Below are 21,681 nucleotides of genomic sequence, written 5' to 3'. Positions count from 1 at the left end.
CGGAGTGAAAAAATTGCCAAGAAAACTAGTAACAATTGTAGTAGTATGTTTCGTTTTAATGCTATCAATAAATCCAAGTGTTGCAAATGCAGCCGTTTTTGATAATAAAATAAAAGAAGAAAAGAAAGAAGTATCGCCACAAGTAACACATATACAGCAAACCTATAGTTCTAATTCTATTCGTGAGTTTGTCAATGTTTTAGATGTTAATTTAACTAATACATATACAAAACTTGAAGTAGGTGTACCAAAACCTATTAACTCACTTCAAACAACAACGAATATGGCAAAGCAAAACACATATGATGGACATCGTGTTGTTGGGGCTGTCAATGCTTCGTATTTCTTAGGAAATGGTATGCCTGCCAACTTGTTAGCTGAAAAGAATGAAATTATCAACTATGGTATTTTGGGAGATACATATGAAAGTCCAACACAGAAGCCTGTTGCTTTTGGTGTATCCAAATCAGGGAAGGCGATCGCAGACTATTATTCTACGAATCTATCCTTTCAAGTAAATGGTAAAAGTTATCCGATTGATCTTATCAATACAGAAAGAACAACTGATAAAACTGTATTATACACACCTGATAAAAAAACAACAGGGTCAAATAATTGGGGCGTAGAAATTGTTGTCTCAAATGCTAGTCAAGATATGAAAGTATTACATTTCGGAGATCGCCTTTCAGGGACGGTTTCAAAGGTAACGGCGTATGGTGCAGAAGGGAATTCAACAGTACCATCGGATGGCTTTGTTATTTCGGTGCAAAATAAAGAGCTGGCAACTGAACTAAGCCAAATTACTGCAGGGACAAACATTGACGTAAATCTATCTATTGATGAAAAATGGATGGATGCTCAATTTATTTTAGCTGCAGGACCTATGCTAGTGAAAAATGGTAAGGTAGACATTTCTATGCCAACGAACTCTGGATTTGCTTCAGCGCGCAGTCCTCGTACTGCGTTGGCAGTAGATGCAACAGGTACAAAAGTGTTTGTTGTTACCGTAGATGGTAGATTAAGTGGTCATAGTAATGGCACTAATTTAACAGAATTAGCTTCGTATTTAATCTCAATGGGTGCTACTTCGGCCATCAACCTTGATGGAGGCGGCTCTACAGCGATGGTTGTTCGAAATCCGGGCGGCTATTTTGCGAACCTTGTAAACGTCCCTTCAGATGGTGGTGAACGTCGTGTATCAGCCATTTTACAAGTTGTCAATACAGCGCCACCAGGAAAAGCAAAATCCATTACAATAAACAATGTAAACCAAGTCATGAAAGGTTCATCCGTTGACATGAAAGTGGCTAGTGCCTACGATCAATACCTAAATCCTATGACAATCAACCCATCTAAGATGAACTGGACGGTTGAAGGAAATATCGGTAAGATGGACGGTGCAACTTTCACAGCTACGCAAAAAGGGGAAGGCAAAATTATCGGTGAGTATGACGGTGTGCGCACATCCACAACTGTGAAAGTTGTGGATTTAGCACAAGAAAAACCTATTTTACTAGATAGCTTTGATAATGCTTCATCATGGACGGTGGAAGTTGCAAAAGCAAATGCTTCTATCACAAATGCTAAAGACTATGCTAGACAGGGTACGGCTAGCTTAAAGTTAAATTATGATTTTACATCAGCAGGTTCAGATACGAAAGCAGCCTATATGGTAGCTAAATCACCGATTCCGATTACTGGAAAACCAAATAACATAGGCGTTTGGGTATATGGAGATGCTGGAAAACAGTGGCTTCGTGGAGTGCTTGTAGATGGTACAGGAGCAAAGCAGACAATTGATTTCACTAGCCAAGGCGGTATGGACTGGAATGGTTGGAAGTATGTCACTGCGAAAATCCCTAATGATGTTACACTACCATTGAAATTCGAACGATTATACGTTGCACAGCCTTCAGCCTCTCTTCAAAAGAAAGGTACACTGTATTTCGATCAATTACAGGCTGTATATCAAGACAATCATGAGGAATTAGCCTACACAGATGTAGCGAAAGGTTATTGGGCTTTTTCAGAAATCCAAAGTTTGTATAATAAGTCTCTTATTAAAGGATACGAGAATGGAACATTTAAACCAGAAGCGTCCATTACACGTGCAGAGGCAGCTACTATTATTGCAAGGGCTCTCAATTTAACAACAACGAAAGAAACGAACTTCAAAGATGTCAGCAAGGACCATTATGCATATAGTGCCATTGCTGCAGTAGAGCAAGCTGGGATTATTAAAGGGCAAGAAGTAGGGAAGTTCAATCCGAACGGACAGCTTTCACGTGCTGAAATGTCGGCGATTTTAACAAGAGCTTATAAATTAACAGGCACAAGTAAAGTAAACTTTACAGATGTGAAATCGACGCATTGGGCGTATAGCGATATCCAAGCGCTTGTAGCAAATAACTTAACAAGCGGCTTCCCGGATAATACATTCAGACCAGACACACAAATTACGCGTGCACAATTCTCAAGCTTCTTGAATAGATGCTTATCATTAAAATAATAAAAGCACATATGATAAAACCCTGTAGGATTGAAACTACAGGGTTTTGTCATTTTACAATGTTCTAGCATTTGAAGGCATTTGTGGCTGACGCTTCGCTTCCGCACATAAAACATTCATTGCTGAGGTATTTATCACTATAAACTAACGCGGATGCAAGGAGATACACGTTAAGTGAAATAGTTGATTGGAGTGGAGACTGGGCGACATATTAAAGTAAGAGTATTCATGCACAGTTTTGTGTGTGAATTTTTTTTGCTCTTTGGCAGGTGGATGTCGATAAAAATTAAAAGTTGGGTGATAAAACGTGAAAGTTAATCGATAAAATTCAAAAGTTGGGCGATAAAACGTAAAAGTGCTCCGATAAAATTCAAAAGTTGGATGATATTTTGTTAAAACGTCTGTCATGTGAAATAGTTGATTGTAGTGGAGACTGGGCGACTCCTCGGGGATCAGCGATATAGAGGAACGAAGGCTAAAATCATCACATCCTGTGATAACGCCTTCGTGACCAACATCGTGTTGGCCCGAGACCCTGGAGCGAACAACGCGAGTGAAGCGGCTCATCGGACGCCCCCAGGAAGCTCTGCTCTGCGCGAAAGCGAAGCGTCAGCGGCAAAGCGTCCAGTCGGAACGGAAATCAACAACCCCACTTTTGCCGAAAAGTCATACTTTATTTAATAAGTCACTTATTCGTTTTATCATCACTAATGAAAAAAATCCGCTTAGATTTCTGTGAGGAGAGCAAACCGTTGCTGCTCTTTTCGTGCTCACAGAAATTGAAGCGGATTTTTATTATATAAGAAGAACTATAAAACTTATTTAGAAAACAATATATTTAATATAGTGTTTCCAATCTAAATCTTTGAAATGTTTCCATTGGATTTTCTCAACAGGCATTGTACGGAAGGTATAGGCTGAAAGATTACGTTGTTTATCGGATAGCATAGGTGTTCCTTCATTTAAACTGTCAGTAAAAATAGCTGACTTTGCAGTTTTAAAGTTAACATGAATATCCTTTAACTCAATTTTTCCATCCTGTCCAACAATGTATATTTTTTTACCTTTCTTTTTAGTAGCATGCACCCACGATTTATCTACTTTATAAGAATCAGATGCTTCGTTGACAATAATAGAGGCTTTGCCAGTAGTCGAAAATGGAATGTCCTCCATCGCATCATCTTGTTGCAACACTACTTCATAATTCGTTGGTTGAGGTAAAGCTGTTGTTTTTGCAAGTTCATTCCCCCAAATAGAAGAATCATTTGCAGCAATCATTTGTTTTTCTAGTACAGAACCAGATAAGGAATCTTTCAAATGTTTTACTTTAAAATCAACGGTTTGACCTTCCGATACTTTTTGCCACTCATCTTCTGATAAATAGGCAAGCATCGTTTTTTCAGTAGAATAGATTTCAAATGTGATTGTCCCAGTTTCCTCTTTAACGGCTGCAATAACACCGTCCACTGGGCTAACGACACCTTGGCGAGCCTGTATTTGTTCAATTTGTGCATCCATTATCGCAATTTGACGATCTGTCTCGGCAATATGTCGATTCAAAAGGGCCACTGCTGTCGATGGTGAACTTTGCTGTCCTAGTTCTAATTTTAGTGTGACAGATAATGTGCCGTTTATTTCGTCCGTATTGACGGAGCTTTTCGGATCAGCATCATCATAATCATTCTCGATTTGAGAAAGCGCATCTTCTAAATCACTTCGTTCATTTTCATAGGCTGTACGTTCTGCCTCAAGCTTTGTTAACTCATTATCAACTTCTTCTGTTTTATAGGTAGCCAGTACATCATTAGGCGTTACTTTTTGGCCACGCTTTGCATTCACCGCAGATAAGCTTGTCGCATCGGCTGTAAGCGTGTATGTTTCAGCTGGTGCAACAATCGTTTCCTTATTAACACGTTCTGTATTTGTACCTTTATAGGCTTTTTGAAATTCATCGATAAAGTAGGATCGTGTAATTTTGCTATCGTCTTTAAAGACAAAATAAGCATTTACGCCGACTAATAGCATTGTCAACACGATGGTCAAGCTTGTCCAAGGCTTTGATTTGAAAAATGCCATTATCCTAACCCCCTAGTAATCCATTCTTTAATTGGTAATACACTAATCAGACCAACAAATAAGGCCATAAATAATTGTATGCCAATAATTTTTACGACTAATATTTTTCTACTCGCCTCTTCCTCCCATTTAGAAAGGAATGTGTACTGTACAACAATTGTTAGCATAGTTGCCACTGTCAATTGATTGAGCGTGAATAAGACGTAATCCGTATTCATCACCTGCAATGCAAGGGGCGCTAATGAAAAGAATGAAAAGAGTGTTGTATAGCCAGTTAAGTAGAAAACAGCAAATAATATTGTTTTTTCGATTAATAAAAATGTGACAACATATAATTGGACTTTTTTAATCCATGTATAGGGAATGTCTGTTAATAGATGTAAAAGGTAGGTAACACCGTAATAATGGAAGCAAAAATAGACAATAGCCCACAAAATGGCACCAAGCATCGAAAGTAAACGAGCCACGTAGTATTCATTATGTAAATCCATTGCGAACAATGTCGTTAAAGTTTCAGTACCCATCCCCCAATACTCACGTGCAGTGAATAACAGAACGAATAAGATGAAAACCGTCAACGAACGTTTTTTGTATCCGATCATCTCACCTTCTTCTACAATTTTAGTAAAGTAGGTTGGATTTTTTAAGCTATGCCAAAATTTATAATGGTAAAACATATACAGTTTCCTCTCTTCCATAATAGTAAATATCAAAGTTGTAGTATACACCTTGTTAAACGATATTGACATATAAAAATAGCTGTTTTTCTCTAATAATTTCGTAAAAAAACACTTTATGAAACTACATGTCGAATGATGAAAAACATCATACTAAACTATTGTATAGTATAATAGAAAAAACTTCCTGCATTTCTATCTAGTTATTGTAAAAAATTACTTTTGATACGCTTAGTTTTGTAAATAATGGCTTGAAATCACATGAATTACACCGATACAAAAGTAATGAGTCGAAATGAAAATGAACACAATCATTTTCCTATACATAAAAAATGAAAGGGTGGTTCGATTGAATCGAAAATTGACGGCGGGAGTCATAACGAGTTTATTACTGGCACCTACGGCTATAGCGAATGCACAGGAAAATGATGCACAATCTCGCGTATCAACTCAAATAGAGCAAGTTGCCAACGTTAACGGGGTAGCTGCCGCTACGACAAGAGAACAAATGATAGCACAATTTGCGAAGCTTTCCGAGAATTCGACAGCGGATGAAATGGTTATTGCAAAAGGTGATGTAGCAATCTTAAATACGGTAGGTTTTACTAGCGAAGAGGCTACATTTATTGAAGCGAAGTATAACTATGTTGTCGAACAACGCCAACTAATAAGTGAACTTACAAAAATTAGGGATAGCATTAATGCAGTAACCTATACAAATAAGGCATTTATAAAGGATGTTGCAGCTGTTGAAGGTTCTTATGAAACATTTTTAAGTTCCTATCAAAAAGTTCAAAACAATTTCGCAACAGCTTTCGAATTAGCAAATTCAAATGGAGCTAGCAGTATTGCTTCTACTATTCGAGGCACATCCTTACAATATGGCTATACTGATGCAGAACGCGATGCTTATTTTAAAACAAAGGGAGCAGATATTGCGAAGCTGCTTAATTTAAAAGAAGATGCAGATGCGGCATCTAAAGCCACTACCGAACTAGAGGTTTTAGTAGCTAAATTAAAGGAAACTCCAAATGACTATACAGCCATTTCAACAGCATTGGAAAAAGTTACGACAGCTTATAATGCACTAACAGCGAATCAAAAGAAAGTGGTCGTAGCCCATAATCCAAATAACGATTCTGTAACACCTTATAAAAAGTATACGGATGCCTTATCAAATCTGTCTGCGGCTAATAAAGCAGTGCAAAGCGTGGAAAAATTAATCGACGGCTTAGACCCTAAATCTTCTACTTTTGAAAGCAAAACATTGGCTGCTCAGGCTGCTTATGACAAGCTTGGGGCCAATGAAAAAGAACTAGTGAAAAATAAAAGTAGACTAGAGCTATTGTTCTCATTCGCTGATGTATCGAAACAAGTAAATGCACTAAATTCATCTATGAAGGATTACAAGGCAAAAATAGTGGAGTTACAAACTAAAGTTGATGCATTAAAAGCTGAGGGTAGCAAAGATGAAGTGGTGCTTAATGAAATAAAAGAAAAGCTTAAGAGCAAATTGAATGCCCTTGAGAATGAAGAAGCAGCAGTAAATGCCGTTATCAGTCAAATTGATCAATTAAGTAAATCTAATAATCTAGTAGTTGATATGTTAAAAGCACGCTCCGACTATAATGCACTTTCATCAGCAGCTAAAAGTCGTGTGACAAACATTAAAATCCTAACAGATTTAGAGAAATCACATAAGGCTGTCGTCAATGTTATTGATCAATTTGAAAAGTTAGATCCAACATCTAAAAGTTATATTTCAAAAGCGAAATCTGCGTATACTGCTTACGCAAAGTTGGACGAGACAAAACAAGGGTATGTCAGAAATCATAAGGATTTAAAGGATAAGATCGCTGTAATAGAAGTGATTGTTCAAATAAATGCCTTAAATCCATCCCAAAAGACGTATAAAGACAATGTGGCGAAAGCAAATGACGCGTTTAATAAATTAACGGATGCCCTTCAATTGCAGGTAGTCAATGCTGGCGAATTAACAAGAGCACAGGGCTATATCGATACAGCCAAGGCATTTGATGATCGTGTCATAGCATTAGCGAATGAACATCCAGATACTTTTGTGGCGAAGGTAGCTGCATTATCTGCAGAGTACAAAACAATGGATAAAAATGCGAAGAAACTAGTGGAGCAGGCAAAAACCTTAACGAATTACGAAAAAAATAATAAAGCTGTTATTAAGGTTATTCAAATGATCGATGCCTTAAATCCAACAAGTAAGGATTATACGAAAAAAGTACTCGCTGCGCGTAAGGCTTATAATGCACTAGATGCAGTATCGCAAAAACGTGTGACGAACTATGCGAATCTAACTGCAGTTGAAGATGTGGCTTCTTTGATTGGCCTCATTGCAACATTAAAGCCATCAAGTAAGACATTCTACCAAGATATGAAAACAGCACGTGAGTTGTATGATGCACTACCGCCAGAGAAGCAACAAGTGATTATTAATTATGATGCACTTGTAGCGGCAGAAAATGAGCAAGGGGTAGCACATAAAGTTGTCGAGCTTATTGATTTAACGAAACAACAGGATGGCGACTATTTAACGAAGCTCCTAGATGCACGTGTAGCGTATGATCAGCTAACGCCAAATCAAAAGAAGTTAGTTACCAATATTAAAGATTTAACAGCACGTGAAAAAGAGGTAAAACCTATTTTAAATGTGATGCTGCAAATCAATAATTTGGATCCGGAATCCAATAATTTTGTTAGCAAGGTCAATTCTGCGCGTAAGGCGTATGATAATTTAAATAAAGATCAGAAAAAATATATTACTAATATTGATATTCTACAAACCTATGAGCCTGTATCAAAGGTTATTGAATTAATTAGTAAACTGAAATCTTCAAGTAGTACATATCTTGAGGATACAACTCGGGCACGTGCGCTTTATGATGCGTTAGCGGCAGATATGAAGCAATATGTAACAAACTATTACTTATTACAAGCAGCAGAAACAAGCATTTTAGGTGCTGGTAATGTCATGCAGATGATTAATGATTTACCGTCTGTAGATCCGAAGCAGTATGTGAAACGTATTCAGGAAATTCGTGCAGCTTACAACGCTTTACCAAAGGATCAACAAAGAGCCGTACAAAATTACAAAGTGTTACAAGATCAAGAGAAGCTTTTGAAGCCTGTTATTAGTGTCGTTGAGGATATTGATAAACTACTTACTGCCAAAGATATGAATAGTCAATATCAAAAAATCTTAAAAGCCTATGATAAGCTGAATGCCGAACAAAGACGATACGTCTATAATGACGATCTATTATTATCATTAGATAGTGTTATAAAAGTATATAAGAGTATTGCTAGTTTAAATCCAAAGGACAAATTTTACTTTGGTATGGTTGAAGCAGTACGAAAAGAGTACGATAGCTTAAATACGACAGATAAGCAAAGGATTACGAATTATTCGATCCTGTTAGAAGCGGAGAAAAGTTTGGCCGATGTAAAGAAAGTCGTTGAATTAATTGCTAGCCTCTCACCAACCTCTTCAACGTATATAGAAGATGTAGCGAATGCAGTCGCAGCCTATAAAGCTTTAGATTCAAAACTAAGAGGGCAAGTCATCAATGAGGACGTTTTAAAGAAAGCTGAAAAGGATGTAGAGGCAGTTAAAAAAGTAGTTCAAGCTATCGCTGTTATTGATCCAGACAACACGTCATTTGAGAAAAAGGTGTTAGCTGCGCAAAAACTATATAGCTCACTTACACTGGAGCAACAGGATTTAGTATATAATTACCGCGTTCTAGAAGAATATCTAAAAATGATCGAATAATATTAGAAAGAAGGAGTTTTCCCAATGCATATTTTGGGGAAACTCCTTCTATACTATATAAAACAAATTTATAAAGTTATAGCCTGTTAAATTCCCAAAAAAAGTGAAACCTTATCAATCAAGAAATCGTATGTAATAGGGAGTTTTTTTTCTTTCAATTTTTTGAGGGGTATTCATTTAAATAATTTAAATATAGGAGGTAGCCATGTTTAAAAGGGTGATAGGTATATTGGTGCTTTCAATTGTTTTACTAGCTACAACTATTGGAAATTTATCTGGGATTAGTAAGGCAGAAGCGGCATCCTACATAGCTGTTGATGTGTCTAGTTCATACTGGGCAAGTTCGTCGATTCAACATATGCTATCGAAGCAATATATGACTACATATACAGACAATACGTTTAAGCCGGAGCAAGCGATTACGAGGGCAGAGGCGGCATCTGCAATTGCTCGGTCTATTCAAACAAACGCAGATACTTCGATTTCATTACACTTTAAAGATGTTCCTGCTACACATCCCTATTACAAGGAAATTCAGAAACTTGTAGGATTAGGGGTTTTACAAAATAGTGATGCCTTTCATCCAAATGAGCCTTTAAAGCGTGCGGAAGTTGCAAAGATGCTAGCATTAGCTTATCAGTTTAAAGTGGATGGTAAAAATAAAAGTAAATTTGATGATATTCCTCAAGCACACTGGGCGAAAGACTTTATCGAATCACTAACAGACATAGGAATTATTGGCGGAATAGATGCCAAGCATTTTGCACCTAACAAATTAGTGACACGGGCGCAAATAGCAGTTTTTGTTGAACGTAGCATAAATTTTCAGCAAAAAGTAACGAAGCTTGAAGTGGCTTATGATTATTTAGCGAAGGATTATATCCCAACATTAAATCTTTCGACAGCTTGGTCAAAAGAGGTCATTCGGTTAATCAATGTGGAAAGGGAAAAGAATCAGCTAGCGCCTGTTGAATATGATTCGAAACTGACACAAATCGCTATTATAAAAGCGCAAGACATGGTTAAACGTAATTATTTTGAGCATATTTCACCTTATTATGGCGCCCCTTGGGATTTAGCAACGTTATTTGATTATTCCTACACGAGCTTTGGAGAGAATATTGCAAGATATTTCATATCTCCCGAAACCGTTGTAAAAGGATGGATGACTTCTCCTGACCATCGAGATAATATTATGAAGGAGAATTATACAAATACAGGTGTTGCGGTTGCACAGGATAGTAAAGGGAACTATTATTGGGTTCAAATGTTTTCGAGTCAATAATTGGTTATGTAACAAAGAGTTGCTAATGTTACATTTACGTTACAAATGTCAGGTATAACCAATAAATTTTTTCCATTTTTAACGCTGATGATGCCGAGAAACGTTGGTATATCAGCGTTTTTGTTTATTCCGGAAATCGTTACACAATTGAAAAATTAAAATACCCCCTTTTATGATAGTCTATGTATAGGCAAAAAAGTTTAGAGGGGGTATAACAAAAGTATGAAGAAAAAATGGTTATTACCGATTTTTGCATCTTTCATGTTATTTTCAACAACTCATATAGATTCAGCTGAAGCAGCGACTCAATCTGAAGTCACTGATACAGCTTCTAAATATTTAGGTATTCCATATAAATACGGTGGGACAACTACAAGCGGTTTTGATTGCTCTGGCTTTACTTCTCAAGTATTTGCAGATTTAGGCATCACATTAAACCGTACGTCAGGCGCTCAATACCAACAAGGGACAGCAGTTGCTAAAAGTGATCTTCAAGTTGGAGATTTACTATTTTTCAATACAAGTGGCAGTGGTATCTCACATGTATCAATATACATAGGTGACGGTAAAATGATCCACTCTCAAACTAATCAAGGTGTTAGTTATTCGAACGTAAACGATCCATATTATTGGGGTTCTCGTTATGTAGGCGCTAAACGAGTTGCTACATTTGATGAAGAACAAAAAGCTGAAGTAAAGAAAGTAGCAATTGATTTTACAGTATATGCTTCACGTGCGGAAGCTGCTTCACAAATTGCGAAAGCTTTAAACTTAGATACATCTGACAAAAATAGTGGTTTTATCGATGTAAAACCAACATATGAGCATGCAGGTGCTATTGCAGCTGTTGCAAAATTAGGTATTTTTGAAGGTGATGTAAATGGTAAATTCAATCCATCTTCACCAATTACTCGTGCACAAATTGCTAAAGTATTAGTTATAGCTTTCGGACTTGAGAATGCTAGTCAAGAAGTAACATTTAGTGATGTACCACAAGATAGCTGGGCTAATCAATATGTATCTATCCTTGCATCTAACGGTGTTACTACTGGAGATGGCAATGGCCACTTTGGTATGGATGAATTACTAAAAATTAAAGAGCTAAAAATGTTTATTGAAAGATTACAATCTAGATAATATTTTCATTGATGGCATTGATTGCAAGAAAAGATCTTTTAAATAGTTTATAATTAGAGGAGAGTTTGCAATTGCAGACTCTTCTATTTTTATGATAATTTCACTAAAAAGGAAGTGGTTGGAAAAAATAAACTTAAAAAGTGCCGTCGTAGGATGATTTATTTAGTTAATTTTGTTAAAATGAATATTTAAGAGAACAGGAAGGGAGGAAATAAGACATTGAACTTTAAAAAAATTAGTCTTATTTTGTGCGTCTTATTCATTTCAGCTTCTATGTTTACTATACATAGTGAAAGTGTAATGGCAGATACAACTACAAATGTAACATTTGCAGATATCTCCAAAAATCACGAAGCTTATGAAGAAATCAATTATTTAGTTAATTTAGGTGTTATCCAAGGATATTTTGTAAATGGGAAAAGAGTCTTTGGCCCAAATGAATCTGTAACAAGAGAACAAGTGGCTAAAATGGTTGTCGTTGCCTCAGGAAACAAACCATTAGTCGTAAACAAATCTAGTTTCTCAGATGTAACAGTAGGTACTGAAATGTCAGGCTATATCGAACGTGCCATCCAATTAGGATTCTTTTCAACGAATACACAAGGCAAGTTCTTACCAAAAAAGGCTATAACTCGTGATGAAATGAGTTATGTATTAACAAAGGCATTTAACTTAGACACAAGTGAATATGAAAACATAGATTCACCATTTGCTGACGTAAGCATTACAAACCCTTACGTTAAGTATGTAAATACAATTTACTATAATGGTATTACAAATGGTAGTGGTAAAAATTATTTACCAAATAATACTGTTACACGTGCACACTTTTCATTATTTGTAGCACGTGCGAAAAATGAGAAATATCGTTTAGAGCTACCTGTTAAAGGGACATCTGTACCTGATGCAAAAGAGGTTATTGGGCTAGTCAAAGTGACGACAGATGGTCTAAATATCCGCAAAACATCGGATAGTGCATCAAATACTAACATTGTTGGTACAGTCAATAAAGGTGGCAAACTATCAGTTTATGATGTTGAGGGCAAATGGATAAAGGTATCATATAAAGGTGCATTTGCTTATGTTTATAAAGATTATGCACAATTTTTAGATGCAGATGGCAATGACTTAGGGTCTGTCCAAAAAGAAGTGGCATCTAAAGGAGCTATTAACTTATATGTTAAACCAACTTCTTCATCAAAAATCATTCAAACTATTAAAGCGAATGAAAAATTACCAGTTTACAAAACTGCTGGCGGCTATCATTTAACGCAAGTAAATGGTTTACCAGGTTATATTGTAGCGAACAGCACAACAGAAACAGAAGAAAAACCTGATCCAACTCCACCTACAACTCCACCTACAGCTTCAGGTGATGTAATAGGACGAGCAACTGTTGGAAACCTAAATGTCCGTAGTGAAGCAAATTCAACTTCTACAGTGCTATTTAAGCTTAACAAGGGCGACTCTGTTAAAGTTAACGAAATTAAAGGTTATTGGGCAAACATCGAATACAATGGTAAAACAGGTTATGTCCATAAATCTTATATAAAATTATTAAATCAAAATGGCAAACCGTTGCAAAATCGTATTATTATCCTAGATCCAGGTCATGGTGGTAAGGATCCAGGGACAGTACTAGGTTCTTTCTCTGAAAAGAACATTACATTAAAAGTGAGTACACTTGTTAAGCAAAAGCTTGAGAATGCTGGCGCAAAAGTGTACATGACTCGTACTGGTGATACGTATCCTACCTTACAAGATCGAGTAGATTTTACAAATACAAACTATGGTGAGATTTTCGTGAGTGTGCATGTAAACTCTGCTGCCAATACATCAGCATCAGGTACTGAAACATATTATGCTATTTCATCAGGAGATATGTATCAGGAGGATATTGACTTAGGCACTTTTGTAAATAATCAAATTGTAAACAATTTAAATATGAAGAATCGTGGCGTTAAACCATATCCATACTACGTAATTAATAATATGAGCATTCCATCCATTTTAGTGGAACTTGGCTTCTTAACAAATAACGAAGATCGCCAAAAAATGACAACTGATGAATACGTAACTAAATTTGCAGATTCTATCTATAATGGAATTGAGCAATACTACAAAAAGCAATAATTGATCAACAGAGAAACTGTCCCAAAGGTGATTGACTCACTTTTAGGACAGTTTTTTTATTGTTAAGGAAAGGAAGGGCGTGTTATGAAGGGAGTCTTATCCTGATTAATTATGCCGCGACATAATTGATAGATGATAGATCTATTGTTTATCCATTGATTATTTTTATGTTTGAAAGTAGTTTTTTATGCATAGATAAATAAATTTTATTTGGGGCTAAGAAGAGGGTTGTTTTCAAAAACTTGAGTAGGTTAGGGAAGTGTTCGGGTAATGCTGAGAACTGATCGGGTCAGCCGTAGAACTGATCAGGTAGGAGAAGGAAGTAATCGGGTCAGCTGTAAAACTGATCAGGTTGGCGAAAGAACTGCCCGGGTCCCTGTAGAGTGGATAGGGTAACCAGGAAAACAGCTCAGGTACCCCAAACACCCGGTAAGAAGCTATAGCTGCCGACAGATGTCACGGAATCGTAAAGGAGCTTATATAGGATGTTAGCCTAAGATCATCACATCCATGCGATAACGGCTAATTGACCTGCATGGGGAAAACGCCACGTCCTGTGGCATTACCGAAAGGAGCGACATCGTGACGACCCTCAAGTTGTTGTTGTTGTTGTTGTTGCTGCCGCTACGCTTTCGCACAGACAAAACACGTTGCTGCCGTTACGCTTTCGCACAGATAAAACCGTGTTGCTGCCGCTTCGCTTTCGCACAAAAAACATCTGCTGGCCTAAGCATAAATTTGATTCAGGATGAAATTATGTCGAGGCATATTGATAGAATAATTCAATTTGCCATTGGATACAAATTGCTGATTTCCTGTACACGCATTTTCGCATCAACTATCGAAAAAGGCTGCTCCGAAAATATTCGGAGACAGCCTCTAATTGCTACTTCACGGTATTAATGAATTTAACATGATCTTTATTGATGTAAGCTGGTTGCGGATGGGGTTTATCAGAAAGTACCTCATACCAACCATTAACATTCGTATCGGTTACAATAATTGGCATACCGCTTTTATTAAATGTGTAAAGTGGACTTTGACTTGTTGATGCATCTGGACGAACATTTAAGCCAGCTGTTGTCGTACGGGCAATTTTGTATGGATTTTTTGCATCTTTAAAGCCTAAAGCTTTTTCGGTACGGTAGTAGTGTCCAGCAATTTTAGCACCCCAAAATGGATCAGAGGCATACTTAACGTTAAAACCGACTTCCTTAGAGCCAACCACTGCACCATTTGTGTAAGGACCACCTGGTGTAATGTAATTTGGCTGCAAGAACTTTTCAACAAGCTCATTAATATTGTCCGCTACACTATCAAACTTTTTATTTAGTGGATTCGTATCATATACATATAAACCAAATAAGTTGTTGAGGTCTTGAGCATGGGGACTCATACCATATGCACTCTCATGCTGGGCAAGCGATAAAATAAGCATGGCGTTAATTTGATCATTTGCTTCGATCTCTTTTAAAACTGTCCCTAAACCGATTAACTTACTTTTTTTAGTCGCATTCTTATAAATACTAGCCCCTGAACCTTCAACCTCAGCCAATTTTTGCATAATGTAACTATCTAGTTCCTCTGCTGTATATTGAGTTTGCGCACGTGCAGGTAAAAATTGATAGTAATTATAAGCTTCACCTTTCGATGAGCCACTAGCATTTGTGAAATTAATGCCATTCCAGCTAAAGTACTTTTCGCCTTGCTTCATGAAGTCGGGTGCTTTTCCATACACATAGCTAGAAGAATATTTATTTGATTTATAATCATATAAAGTATGTTTAATCTCACCATTCTCGTTTGTATAGTAAGAACGACCCTTACTTAAAGCAGATGGGATTAAAGTGACATCGGCATGTTTTAAATACCCAACATGACCTGCTAAACGAACTTTTACTTGTGTCGCATCACTGCTTAAATACTCCATTTCGGTATTAGCAGCAACAGAGATTTGATCTTTAATTGTTTCAGATTTAAGTGCTACATAATTATTGGTTACAACATAACCAGATGACATTTTCATAATTTTGTCATTTAACGTAATGACAAGTGTATTTTTGGACAAAGCTTTTTCGGCATCGTCAAAGCTAGAAAAGGCTTGATCCCCAACAAGATTGCCATTTGAAATTTCTTTTACGATGAACTTAGTAGAGTTCCCATTACCAGTTTCACCATTGTTCCCTGTATTGCCGTTATTACTGTTGTTATCGTTATTACTGTTGTTACCATTATTGCTGTTATTTCCATTGTTACCATTATTACTAGTATTACCACCATCATTTTTAACATCGTCCGCTAGATGTATCAAGCGTAGTACAAATGTAGATGCCTCGCCAATTGTGGCATTATCTTTTGGTAAAAACAATCCATTGGAGCTACCTTTAATAAGTCCTAATTGTGCTCCGATAGCTATGTCTTGGCGGAAGTCTTTAAAAATAGCTGCATTATCCTTAAAAGTAATAGATGATGTACCTTTAGGGATTTTTAAATAATCAACAGCTCTAATTAGCATAACTGCCATATGCTCTCTTGAAATACGGGCATCTGGTTTAAACGAACCATCTGTATAGCCTGTGATAATCCCAGCAGAAGCAGCAAGCTTAATATCTGTTGCAAACAAATATGTATCTGGGACATCTGTGAAAGTAATATTATCTTTTTTCTTAAGATCTAAAGCCTTTGCTATGTAAGTAGCAAATTCACCGCGTGTGACAGTGTCATTCGGACGATAGCTTCCATTTGCATCTTGCAGTAATGCATCTTTGGAAATTAAATAGCGTAAACCATCTACATGCATATGTCCTGAGAGCTCATCAGCATCTGCCATATTGGGGTGCCAAATAAGCAAGCTAACAAGTGCCATTAACACTGTTATCATTGATATTTTTTTCATAATAGTTTTAACCCTCCTAAGCTTCTATTATTTTACCAAAGTTGGAGAATTAAGATAAGGGTCAAATGTTAGAAATAACATAAAATATGCCAATCAAAATTTTCCAGTAACTATACTTTTGAGCTATGTTAACTCTTTTAGCCATTGTTTTTCGTACCGTAGCGAAACGACAGGTACAGATGAATGCGGATTTAAGCTACTTTTTAGCTGATTCCGGGACGCAATTAGGCCGAGGCATACTTGATTTGGAATAGATGGTTTGGCAATTGTGGTGGAGGATATTTGCGCTTAGAGGTTTTATTTTATGAGTGGTGTGTATCTTCAGCCAGTGGTTTTGGTTAAAGGTGCAAAGGTTGAGACGACGAATAGTCGCGCAGCTTTGAAAACATGTCCGCCGTTATAGCAAAAACCCTCTCACCGACATTAAGTACATGGAAAGCTACTTAAATGGTGAGAGGGATTTTTTATTTTTTCATTGTTATACGCTGATAAAAACCTTGCTGCACTTTGTTAGCATTTTGTGTCTTTGGATGGACAAGGAGCATATATTCTCGCCCAGCAGATAAAGGTTTTGATGGGGTTACAATTAATGAACGACCATCTACTTTAGCTGTCATAGGCACTTCATTACCACTTAAAGCAATAAGCTGAATCTTATCCTCAGCCATTTGTGAAGAAAGTGTAGAAGGAACTTTCACTGTTAATTTTTTAGTATCCGAAACATTTTTTAAGCTTGCAAGCTCTTTATAATTTGTATATTGTGCTTTTATCGCATCATAATGTGCCTGGAAAATAGGGGCAGTCTTTGTTTGAATGTTCGGTTTTACACCGACCTCATTAATCGTTTTCCCTAAAGGACCTGTAAAATTACCGATCGTAAGCTTTAAATAGCTACCATCCTGTAGTTCAAAAAAGCCCTGCATACAGCCTTTTCCGTACGTAGTTTCTCCATATAAAATAGCAGATTGTTGATCTTGTAATGTTGCTGCTAACATTTCAGAGGCGCTAGCACTATAGCGGTTTACGAGAATACGTGTATCAGCTGGGAATTTTTCGTCTTGATTGATTGCACGCACTTTATAAGAGGCATGCGCTTCTTCTAATAAAAAGGCAATTTTTGCTTTTGGGAAAAGCCCTGTAATCTCCTGAGCCGTTGTTACATAGCCTCCGCCATTGTTTTGTAAATCCAAGATAAAAGAAGTTGCACCACGCTGTTTTAACTGAATTAGCGCATTCTTTACAAGATTTGTACCGTCTTCCGAGAAGGATGACATAGCAATATATCCAACATTCCCAAATAGTAATTCAGATTCCACATTCGGTAATGAGAATTTTTTTCGTGTAATGGTTGTAGTAGAAGTTGTACCATCGGCATGTTGGATTGTCACACCTATTTTAGTATCTTCGTCACCAATTAATAAGGATGAGACCTCTTGCGTAGAGCTTCCTACAACAGATTGCCCGTTAATGGCAATAATAATGTCTCCAGCAACGACACCTGCAGCAGATGCACCGCTATCCTCAAACACTTTTAAAATATGAATACCATCTTCATGTTCTTCGATAATTACACCGATCCCAATAGTTGATAGTTCGATACTATTGATAAATTCCTCAAATTCCTTTTTGGTAAAATATGTAGAATAAGGATCAAGCATATCAATGATTTCAGGAATCGTTTTAGCCTTTTGCAAATTTCCATGGATAGTTCCCACGTAATTTTCCGCAATAATTTCCTTAATCTCCTTTACAAGCTGTTGTTCATTGCTTGCAGCAGAAGTGTTCGTTAACGGAAAGATGAAAAAGCTTAGAACGAATACAAATGACCATAATACTCTTTTCATAGGACACCTCTTTTCTAATACCTTGTATTATACATGATTTTCCATACAACTGTAATAGGGCTTATCACCAAAAAGTTGTAGATGACATTTGTTCTTCATTCAGTAGAAGAATCCTACCTCTGAAGGTAATGAGATGAATAGGTTTCTTGTTCTTCGTGCAAAAAAACAACGTGCTGCTTTCCCTCAATGGACGGGATTCCCTACAAAAAAAGAATCTGCTAGCCTTTTGCGAAAAAGTAAAGTGATGCAAGATTCATAGACAGTCGTTGTCTAAAGTCTTATTCGCAAAAAAGCAAGCAGATTCTAGTTATCTAATAAATAGATGAAGAAATTAGATATTATTTCTTTTTAGCTTATGAATAATAAAGCCGATAAGCGCACCGATTATTGCTGGTACAAGCCATGCCAGACTTTGCTCGTATAATGGTAAAACTTTTAAAATGTTCACATAAGGTGCAATAGTAATTTCCATTTGCTTAAAACCATCATTCAGACTAACAAAGAATGTAGGAATTAATGCTAAAATGTAAACAATTTTTCCACCTTTAAAGAAGTTATCGAAAAGCGACAGAACCATTAATACCATCGCTAACGGATAGATGATTAATAATACAGGTAGAGATGCACTAATAATTGTTTCGAGACCTACGTTTGTTATTGCTGCGCTGAAAATTGTGAAAATTACTAAAAACGTTTTATACGAAACACTAGGAAATAGTTTATTGAAAAATTGAGCATTGGCAGTTAGTAGACCTACAGCAGTAGATATACACGCTAGTAAAATTGTGGCAGATAATATAATAGTCCCGAGTTTGCCAAAAAGAACTTCAGCTGACTTCGCGATAATAGTACCACCATTATCAAAAGTGCCTATTGCATTAATACTAGTGTTACCAATCTGTCCAAGTGCGATATAGACAAATGATAAGCCAATAGCGGCAACAATTCCCGCGAAAATTGTCGTCTTGACTTGCTTTTTAGTATCTGACATACCCATGTCGCGTAATGCTTGCAAAATAACGATTCCGAAAACGAGTGCACTTAGTACATCCATTGTTAAGTAGCCTTGAACAAAGCCTTCCGTCAATGGTGACGTAGTGTATTTTCCAATAGCTGTCCCTGGCTCACCCATTGGAGAAATAAAGCTTTTAATCGCTAGTATTAAAATAACGGCTAATAGAACAGGCGTTAAAATTTTCCCAACGCGATCGACAAGCTTTGAAGGGTTAATAGCTAAGAATAGTATAAAGGCGAAAAATATTACAGAAGTAATGAAAAGTGGTGCCCAATGATCTGCTGCTGCCTCTGGAAGAAATGGGGCGATCCCAATTTCAAAGGATACAGAACCTGTACGAGGTACTGCAAAAAATGGTCCAATCGCTAAATAAACAATTGACGTAAAAATAATACCAAAGGTAGGGCCGACACGATTTGCTAGTATTTGAAGGTCGCCACCTGCTTTCGCAATCGCGACGATGGCTAATAGTGGTAACCCAACACCTGTTATTAAAAAGCCGATCATTGCTGTCGTTATATGTTCACCAGCTTGTTGACCTAATAATGGGGGGAAGATAATATTTCCGGCGCCTAAAAATAAGGCAAATAATAGTAAACCTACTGCTAAATTCTCTTTGATGAAAAGCAAAACGTTTTTCATAAAAATTAAAAACTCCTTTAAATTTGAAAAGATTAAACTTTCTAAAAATTTTAAATACTGATGTGTATGTTATCATATGAATAGTAATCTTGCAATAAATAACATCTCATTATTTGTCGGAATATGTCAGATTCAGCAAGATTCATAAATTGTTTGAAAAATAGTCAGTTTTTCCGATTTCTGATTACTAAGAAATCTAGTATGATAGACACACAAGGAAGTATTTTAACACGAATGGAGGCAATTTGGTATGAAAAAAACAAAAAAATTAAGAATCCTTGCTTTAAGCACTATTGCTACTTCTTTTTTAGCATTACAGAGCGCAGAAGCGGCTACATATACCGTACAAAAAGGAGATACTTTATCTAAAATCGCTTCAAACCATCAAGTAACAGTACAAGACATAAGAGGTTGGAACAATTTAAAAAATGATATGATTTATGTCGCACAAAAGCTAGAAATTTCAAAGCAAGCTACTAATGAAACGGTAAAACCTTCAAATCCATCAACAACAAAACCTACAACACCATCAAAACCTACAGCTGTTTCCCATACAGTAGTTAAAGGCGATTCCTTATCCAAAATCGCTAACCAATATAATATGACTGTAAAGGAAATCAAAGACTGGAATGGACTTGCCGCAGACACGATCTACATTGGACAGGTGTTAAAATTATCTCCATCAGATTCAGTACCCGAGGGTGAAACAGTACATAATAACGGATCTTCCGGTGCAGGAACATCTAAAGACCCTACTGCAAATGGACAAGCTATCAATAAGAAAACAGTAGAAGTAGCTAATTCATTAGTAGGAACACCATATGTTTACGGTGGCAACACACCTGAAGGTCTAGATTGCAGTGGTCTTATTTACTATGCCTTTAATCAAGGTGGTTTAAAAATTGGAAGAAACAGTAGTGAAGGATATTTCAGTAATACAACACAAGTTAAAAATCCGATAGCGGGTGATTTAGTGTTCTTCCAAAATACGTATAAAGATGGCATTTCTCATATGGGTATTTATATAGGTAACAATAAATTTATCCATGCAGGGACAGACGGTGTTGAAATTTCGGACGTTACATACTCTTACTGGTCTACAAGGTTAGTAGCTTATAAACGATTCGACGATATAAAATAAAGTAAAAGCGATTTTGCATATACATGCAGAATTCGCTTTTTTTTTTGCGCGAAGGGAGGCGAATACCCGCGGAAGGGAGGCGAATACCCGCGGAAGGGAGGCAAATACCCGCGGAAGGGAGGCGAATACCCGCGGAAGAGATGCGAATACCCGCGGAAGGGAGGCAAATACCCGCGGAAGAGATGCGAATACCTGCGGAAGCGGAGATACCCGCGGAAGGGAGGCGAATACCCGCGGAAGGGAGGCGAATACCCGCGGAAGGGAAGCGGATACCCGCGGAAGGGAAGCGGATACCCGCGGAAGGCAGAGATACCCGCGGAAGGAGAGCAAATACCCGCGGAAGAGAAGCGAATACCCGCGGAAGGGAAGTGAATACCCGCGCGAAGCAGAGATACCCGCGGAAGGAGAGCAAATACCCGCGGAAGAGATGCAAATACCCGCGGAAGAGAAGCGAATACCCGCGGAAGGGAAGCGAATACCCGCGGAAGGGAAGCGAATACCCGCGGAAGGGAGGCGAATAC

General features: G+C 37.2%; 11 protein-coding genes. 6 read left to right on the top strand and 5 right to left on the bottom strand.

Annotated elements, in window-relative coordinates:
* Window positions 1–13 precede the first annotated feature (13 nt).
* Window positions 14–2,509, top strand: a complete 2,496-nt coding sequence (locus ACQKN2_RS20550) for an S-layer homology domain-containing protein (protein WP_427416594.1) — start codon at window positions 14–16, stop codon at window positions 2,507–2,509.
* An 822-nt stretch (window positions 2,510–3,331) separates the two neighbouring features.
* On the opposite strand, the gene ACQKN2_RS20545 is transcribed toward ACQKN2_RS20550, so the two are convergent.
* Together ACQKN2_RS20545 and ACQKN2_RS20540 are read right to left on the bottom strand one after the other, a co-directional pair.
* The gene (locus ACQKN2_RS20545; RefSeq protein ID WP_427416593.1) at window positions 3,332–4,585 is read right to left on the bottom strand and encodes an HlyD family secretion protein; all 1,254 of its coding nucleotides are present in this window, start codon (window positions 4,583–4,585) and stop codon (window positions 3,332–3,334) included.
* Window positions 4,585–5,262 carry a hypothetical protein gene (locus ACQKN2_RS20540; protein WP_427416592.1) on the bottom strand — a complete coding sequence of 226 codons (678 nt, stop codon included), beginning with the start codon at window positions 5,260–5,262 and terminating at the stop codon, window positions 4,585–4,587. Before ACQKN2_RS20540 ends, ACQKN2_RS20545 begins: the two co-directional genes overlap by 1 nt.
* Before the next feature lie 349 nt (window positions 5,263–5,611).
* Here ACQKN2_RS20540 and ACQKN2_RS20535 point away from each other — a divergent pair, with 349 nt between their 5' ends.
* The 4 genes from ACQKN2_RS20535 to ACQKN2_RS20520 all read left to right on the top strand — a co-directional run bounded on the left by ACQKN2_RS20535 (window position 5,612) and on the right by ACQKN2_RS20520 (window position 13,622).
* Window positions 5,612–9,067 carry a hypothetical protein gene (locus ACQKN2_RS20535; RefSeq protein WP_427416591.1) on the top strand — a complete coding sequence of 1,152 codons (3,456 nt, stop codon included), beginning with the start codon at window positions 5,612–5,614 and terminating at the stop codon, window positions 9,065–9,067.
* A gap of 205 nt (window positions 9,068–9,272) precedes the next feature.
* Window positions 9,273–10,352: an S-layer homology domain-containing protein gene (locus ACQKN2_RS20530; RefSeq protein ID WP_427416590.1), complete on the top strand. Its 1,080-nt coding sequence runs from the start codon at window positions 9,273–9,275 to the stop codon at window positions 10,350–10,352.
* Window positions 10,353–10,574: 222 nt separating this feature from the next.
* Complete coding sequence (locus ACQKN2_RS20525; RefSeq protein WP_427416589.1) at window positions 10,575–11,489, top strand: NlpC/P60 family protein; 915 nt, start codon at window positions 10,575–10,577, stop codon at window positions 11,487–11,489.
* A gap of 219 nt (window positions 11,490–11,708) precedes the next feature.
* Window positions 11,709–13,622 (top strand): N-acetylmuramoyl-L-alanine amidase, encoded by a 1,914-nt coding sequence (locus ACQKN2_RS20520; protein ID WP_427416588.1) that lies wholly within the window; start codon window positions 11,709–11,711, stop codon window positions 13,620–13,622.
* Between the two features lie 886 nt (window positions 13,623–14,508).
* Here ACQKN2_RS20520 and ACQKN2_RS20515 read toward each other — a convergent pair.
* The 3 genes from ACQKN2_RS20515 to brnQ all read right to left on the bottom strand — a co-directional run bounded on the left by ACQKN2_RS20515 (window position 14,509) and on the right by brnQ (window position 20,019).
* Window positions 14,509–16,518, bottom strand: coding sequence for an S-layer homology domain-containing protein (locus tag ACQKN2_RS20515; protein WP_427416587.1), 2,010 nt, complete (start codon window positions 16,516–16,518; stop codon window positions 14,509–14,511).
* Window positions 16,519–16,982: 464 nt separating this feature from the next.
* A complete protein-coding gene (locus ACQKN2_RS20510) occupies window positions 16,983–18,362 on the bottom strand; it encodes a S41 family peptidase (RefSeq protein ID WP_427416586.1) in 1,380 nt (459 codons plus the stop codon).
* 331 nt (window positions 18,363–18,693) lie between these two features.
* Window positions 18,694–20,019 carry a branched-chain amino acid transport system II carrier protein gene (gene brnQ, locus ACQKN2_RS20505; RefSeq protein WP_427416585.1) on the bottom strand — a complete coding sequence of 442 codons (1,326 nt, stop codon included), beginning with the start codon at window positions 20,017–20,019 and terminating at the stop codon, window positions 18,694–18,696.
* A 250-nt stretch (window positions 20,020–20,269) separates the two neighbouring features.
* Here brnQ and ACQKN2_RS20500 point away from each other — a divergent pair, with 250 nt between their 5' ends.
* Entirely contained in the window at window positions 20,270–21,160 is an 891-nt protein-coding gene (locus ACQKN2_RS20500) for a LysM peptidoglycan-binding domain-containing protein (RefSeq protein ID WP_427416584.1), read from the top strand.
* Window positions 21,161–21,681 lie beyond the last annotated feature (521 nt).

It is taken from the genome of Lysinibacillus sp. NPDC093688 (assembly GCF_050280145.1).
GTDB lineage: Bacteria > Bacillota > Bacilli > Bacillales_A > Planococcaceae > Lysinibacillus > Lysinibacillus xylanilyticus_B.
Note: the sequence above shows the minus strand (reverse complement) of the source record. Positions and strands in the feature narration are given on the sequence as shown.

Bases quoted from the DNA above. Each gene is read 5' to 3' on its own strand.
- ACQKN2_RS20500 (WP_427416584.1), top strand. From the start codon at position 20,270: ATGAAAAAAACAAAAAAATTAAGAATCCTTGCTTTAAGCACTATTGCT.
- ACQKN2_RS20515 (WP_427416587.1), bottom strand. From the start codon at position 16,518: ATGAAAAAAATATCAATGATAACAGTGTTAATGGCACTTGTTAGCTTG.
- ACQKN2_RS20525 (WP_427416589.1), top strand. From the start codon at position 10,575: ATGAAGAAAAAATGGTTATTACCGATTTTTGCATCTTTCATGTTATTT.
- ACQKN2_RS20510 (WP_427416586.1), bottom strand. From the start codon at position 18,362: ATGAAAAGAGTATTATGGTCATTTGTATTCGTTCTAAGCTTTTTCATC.
- ACQKN2_RS20545 (WP_427416593.1), bottom strand. From the start codon at position 4,585: ATGGCATTTTTCAAATCAAAGCCTTGGACAAGCTTGACCATCGTGTTG.
- ACQKN2_RS20540 (WP_427416592.1), bottom strand. From the start codon at position 5,262: ATGTTTTACCATTATAAATTTTGGCATAGCTTAAAAAATCCAACCTAC.
- ACQKN2_RS20530 (WP_427416590.1), top strand. From the start codon at position 9,273: ATGTTTAAAAGGGTGATAGGTATATTGGTGCTTTCAATTGTTTTACTA.
- brnQ (WP_427416585.1), bottom strand. From the start codon at position 20,019: ATGAAAAACGTTTTGCTTTTCATCAAAGAGAATTTAGCAGTAGGTTTA.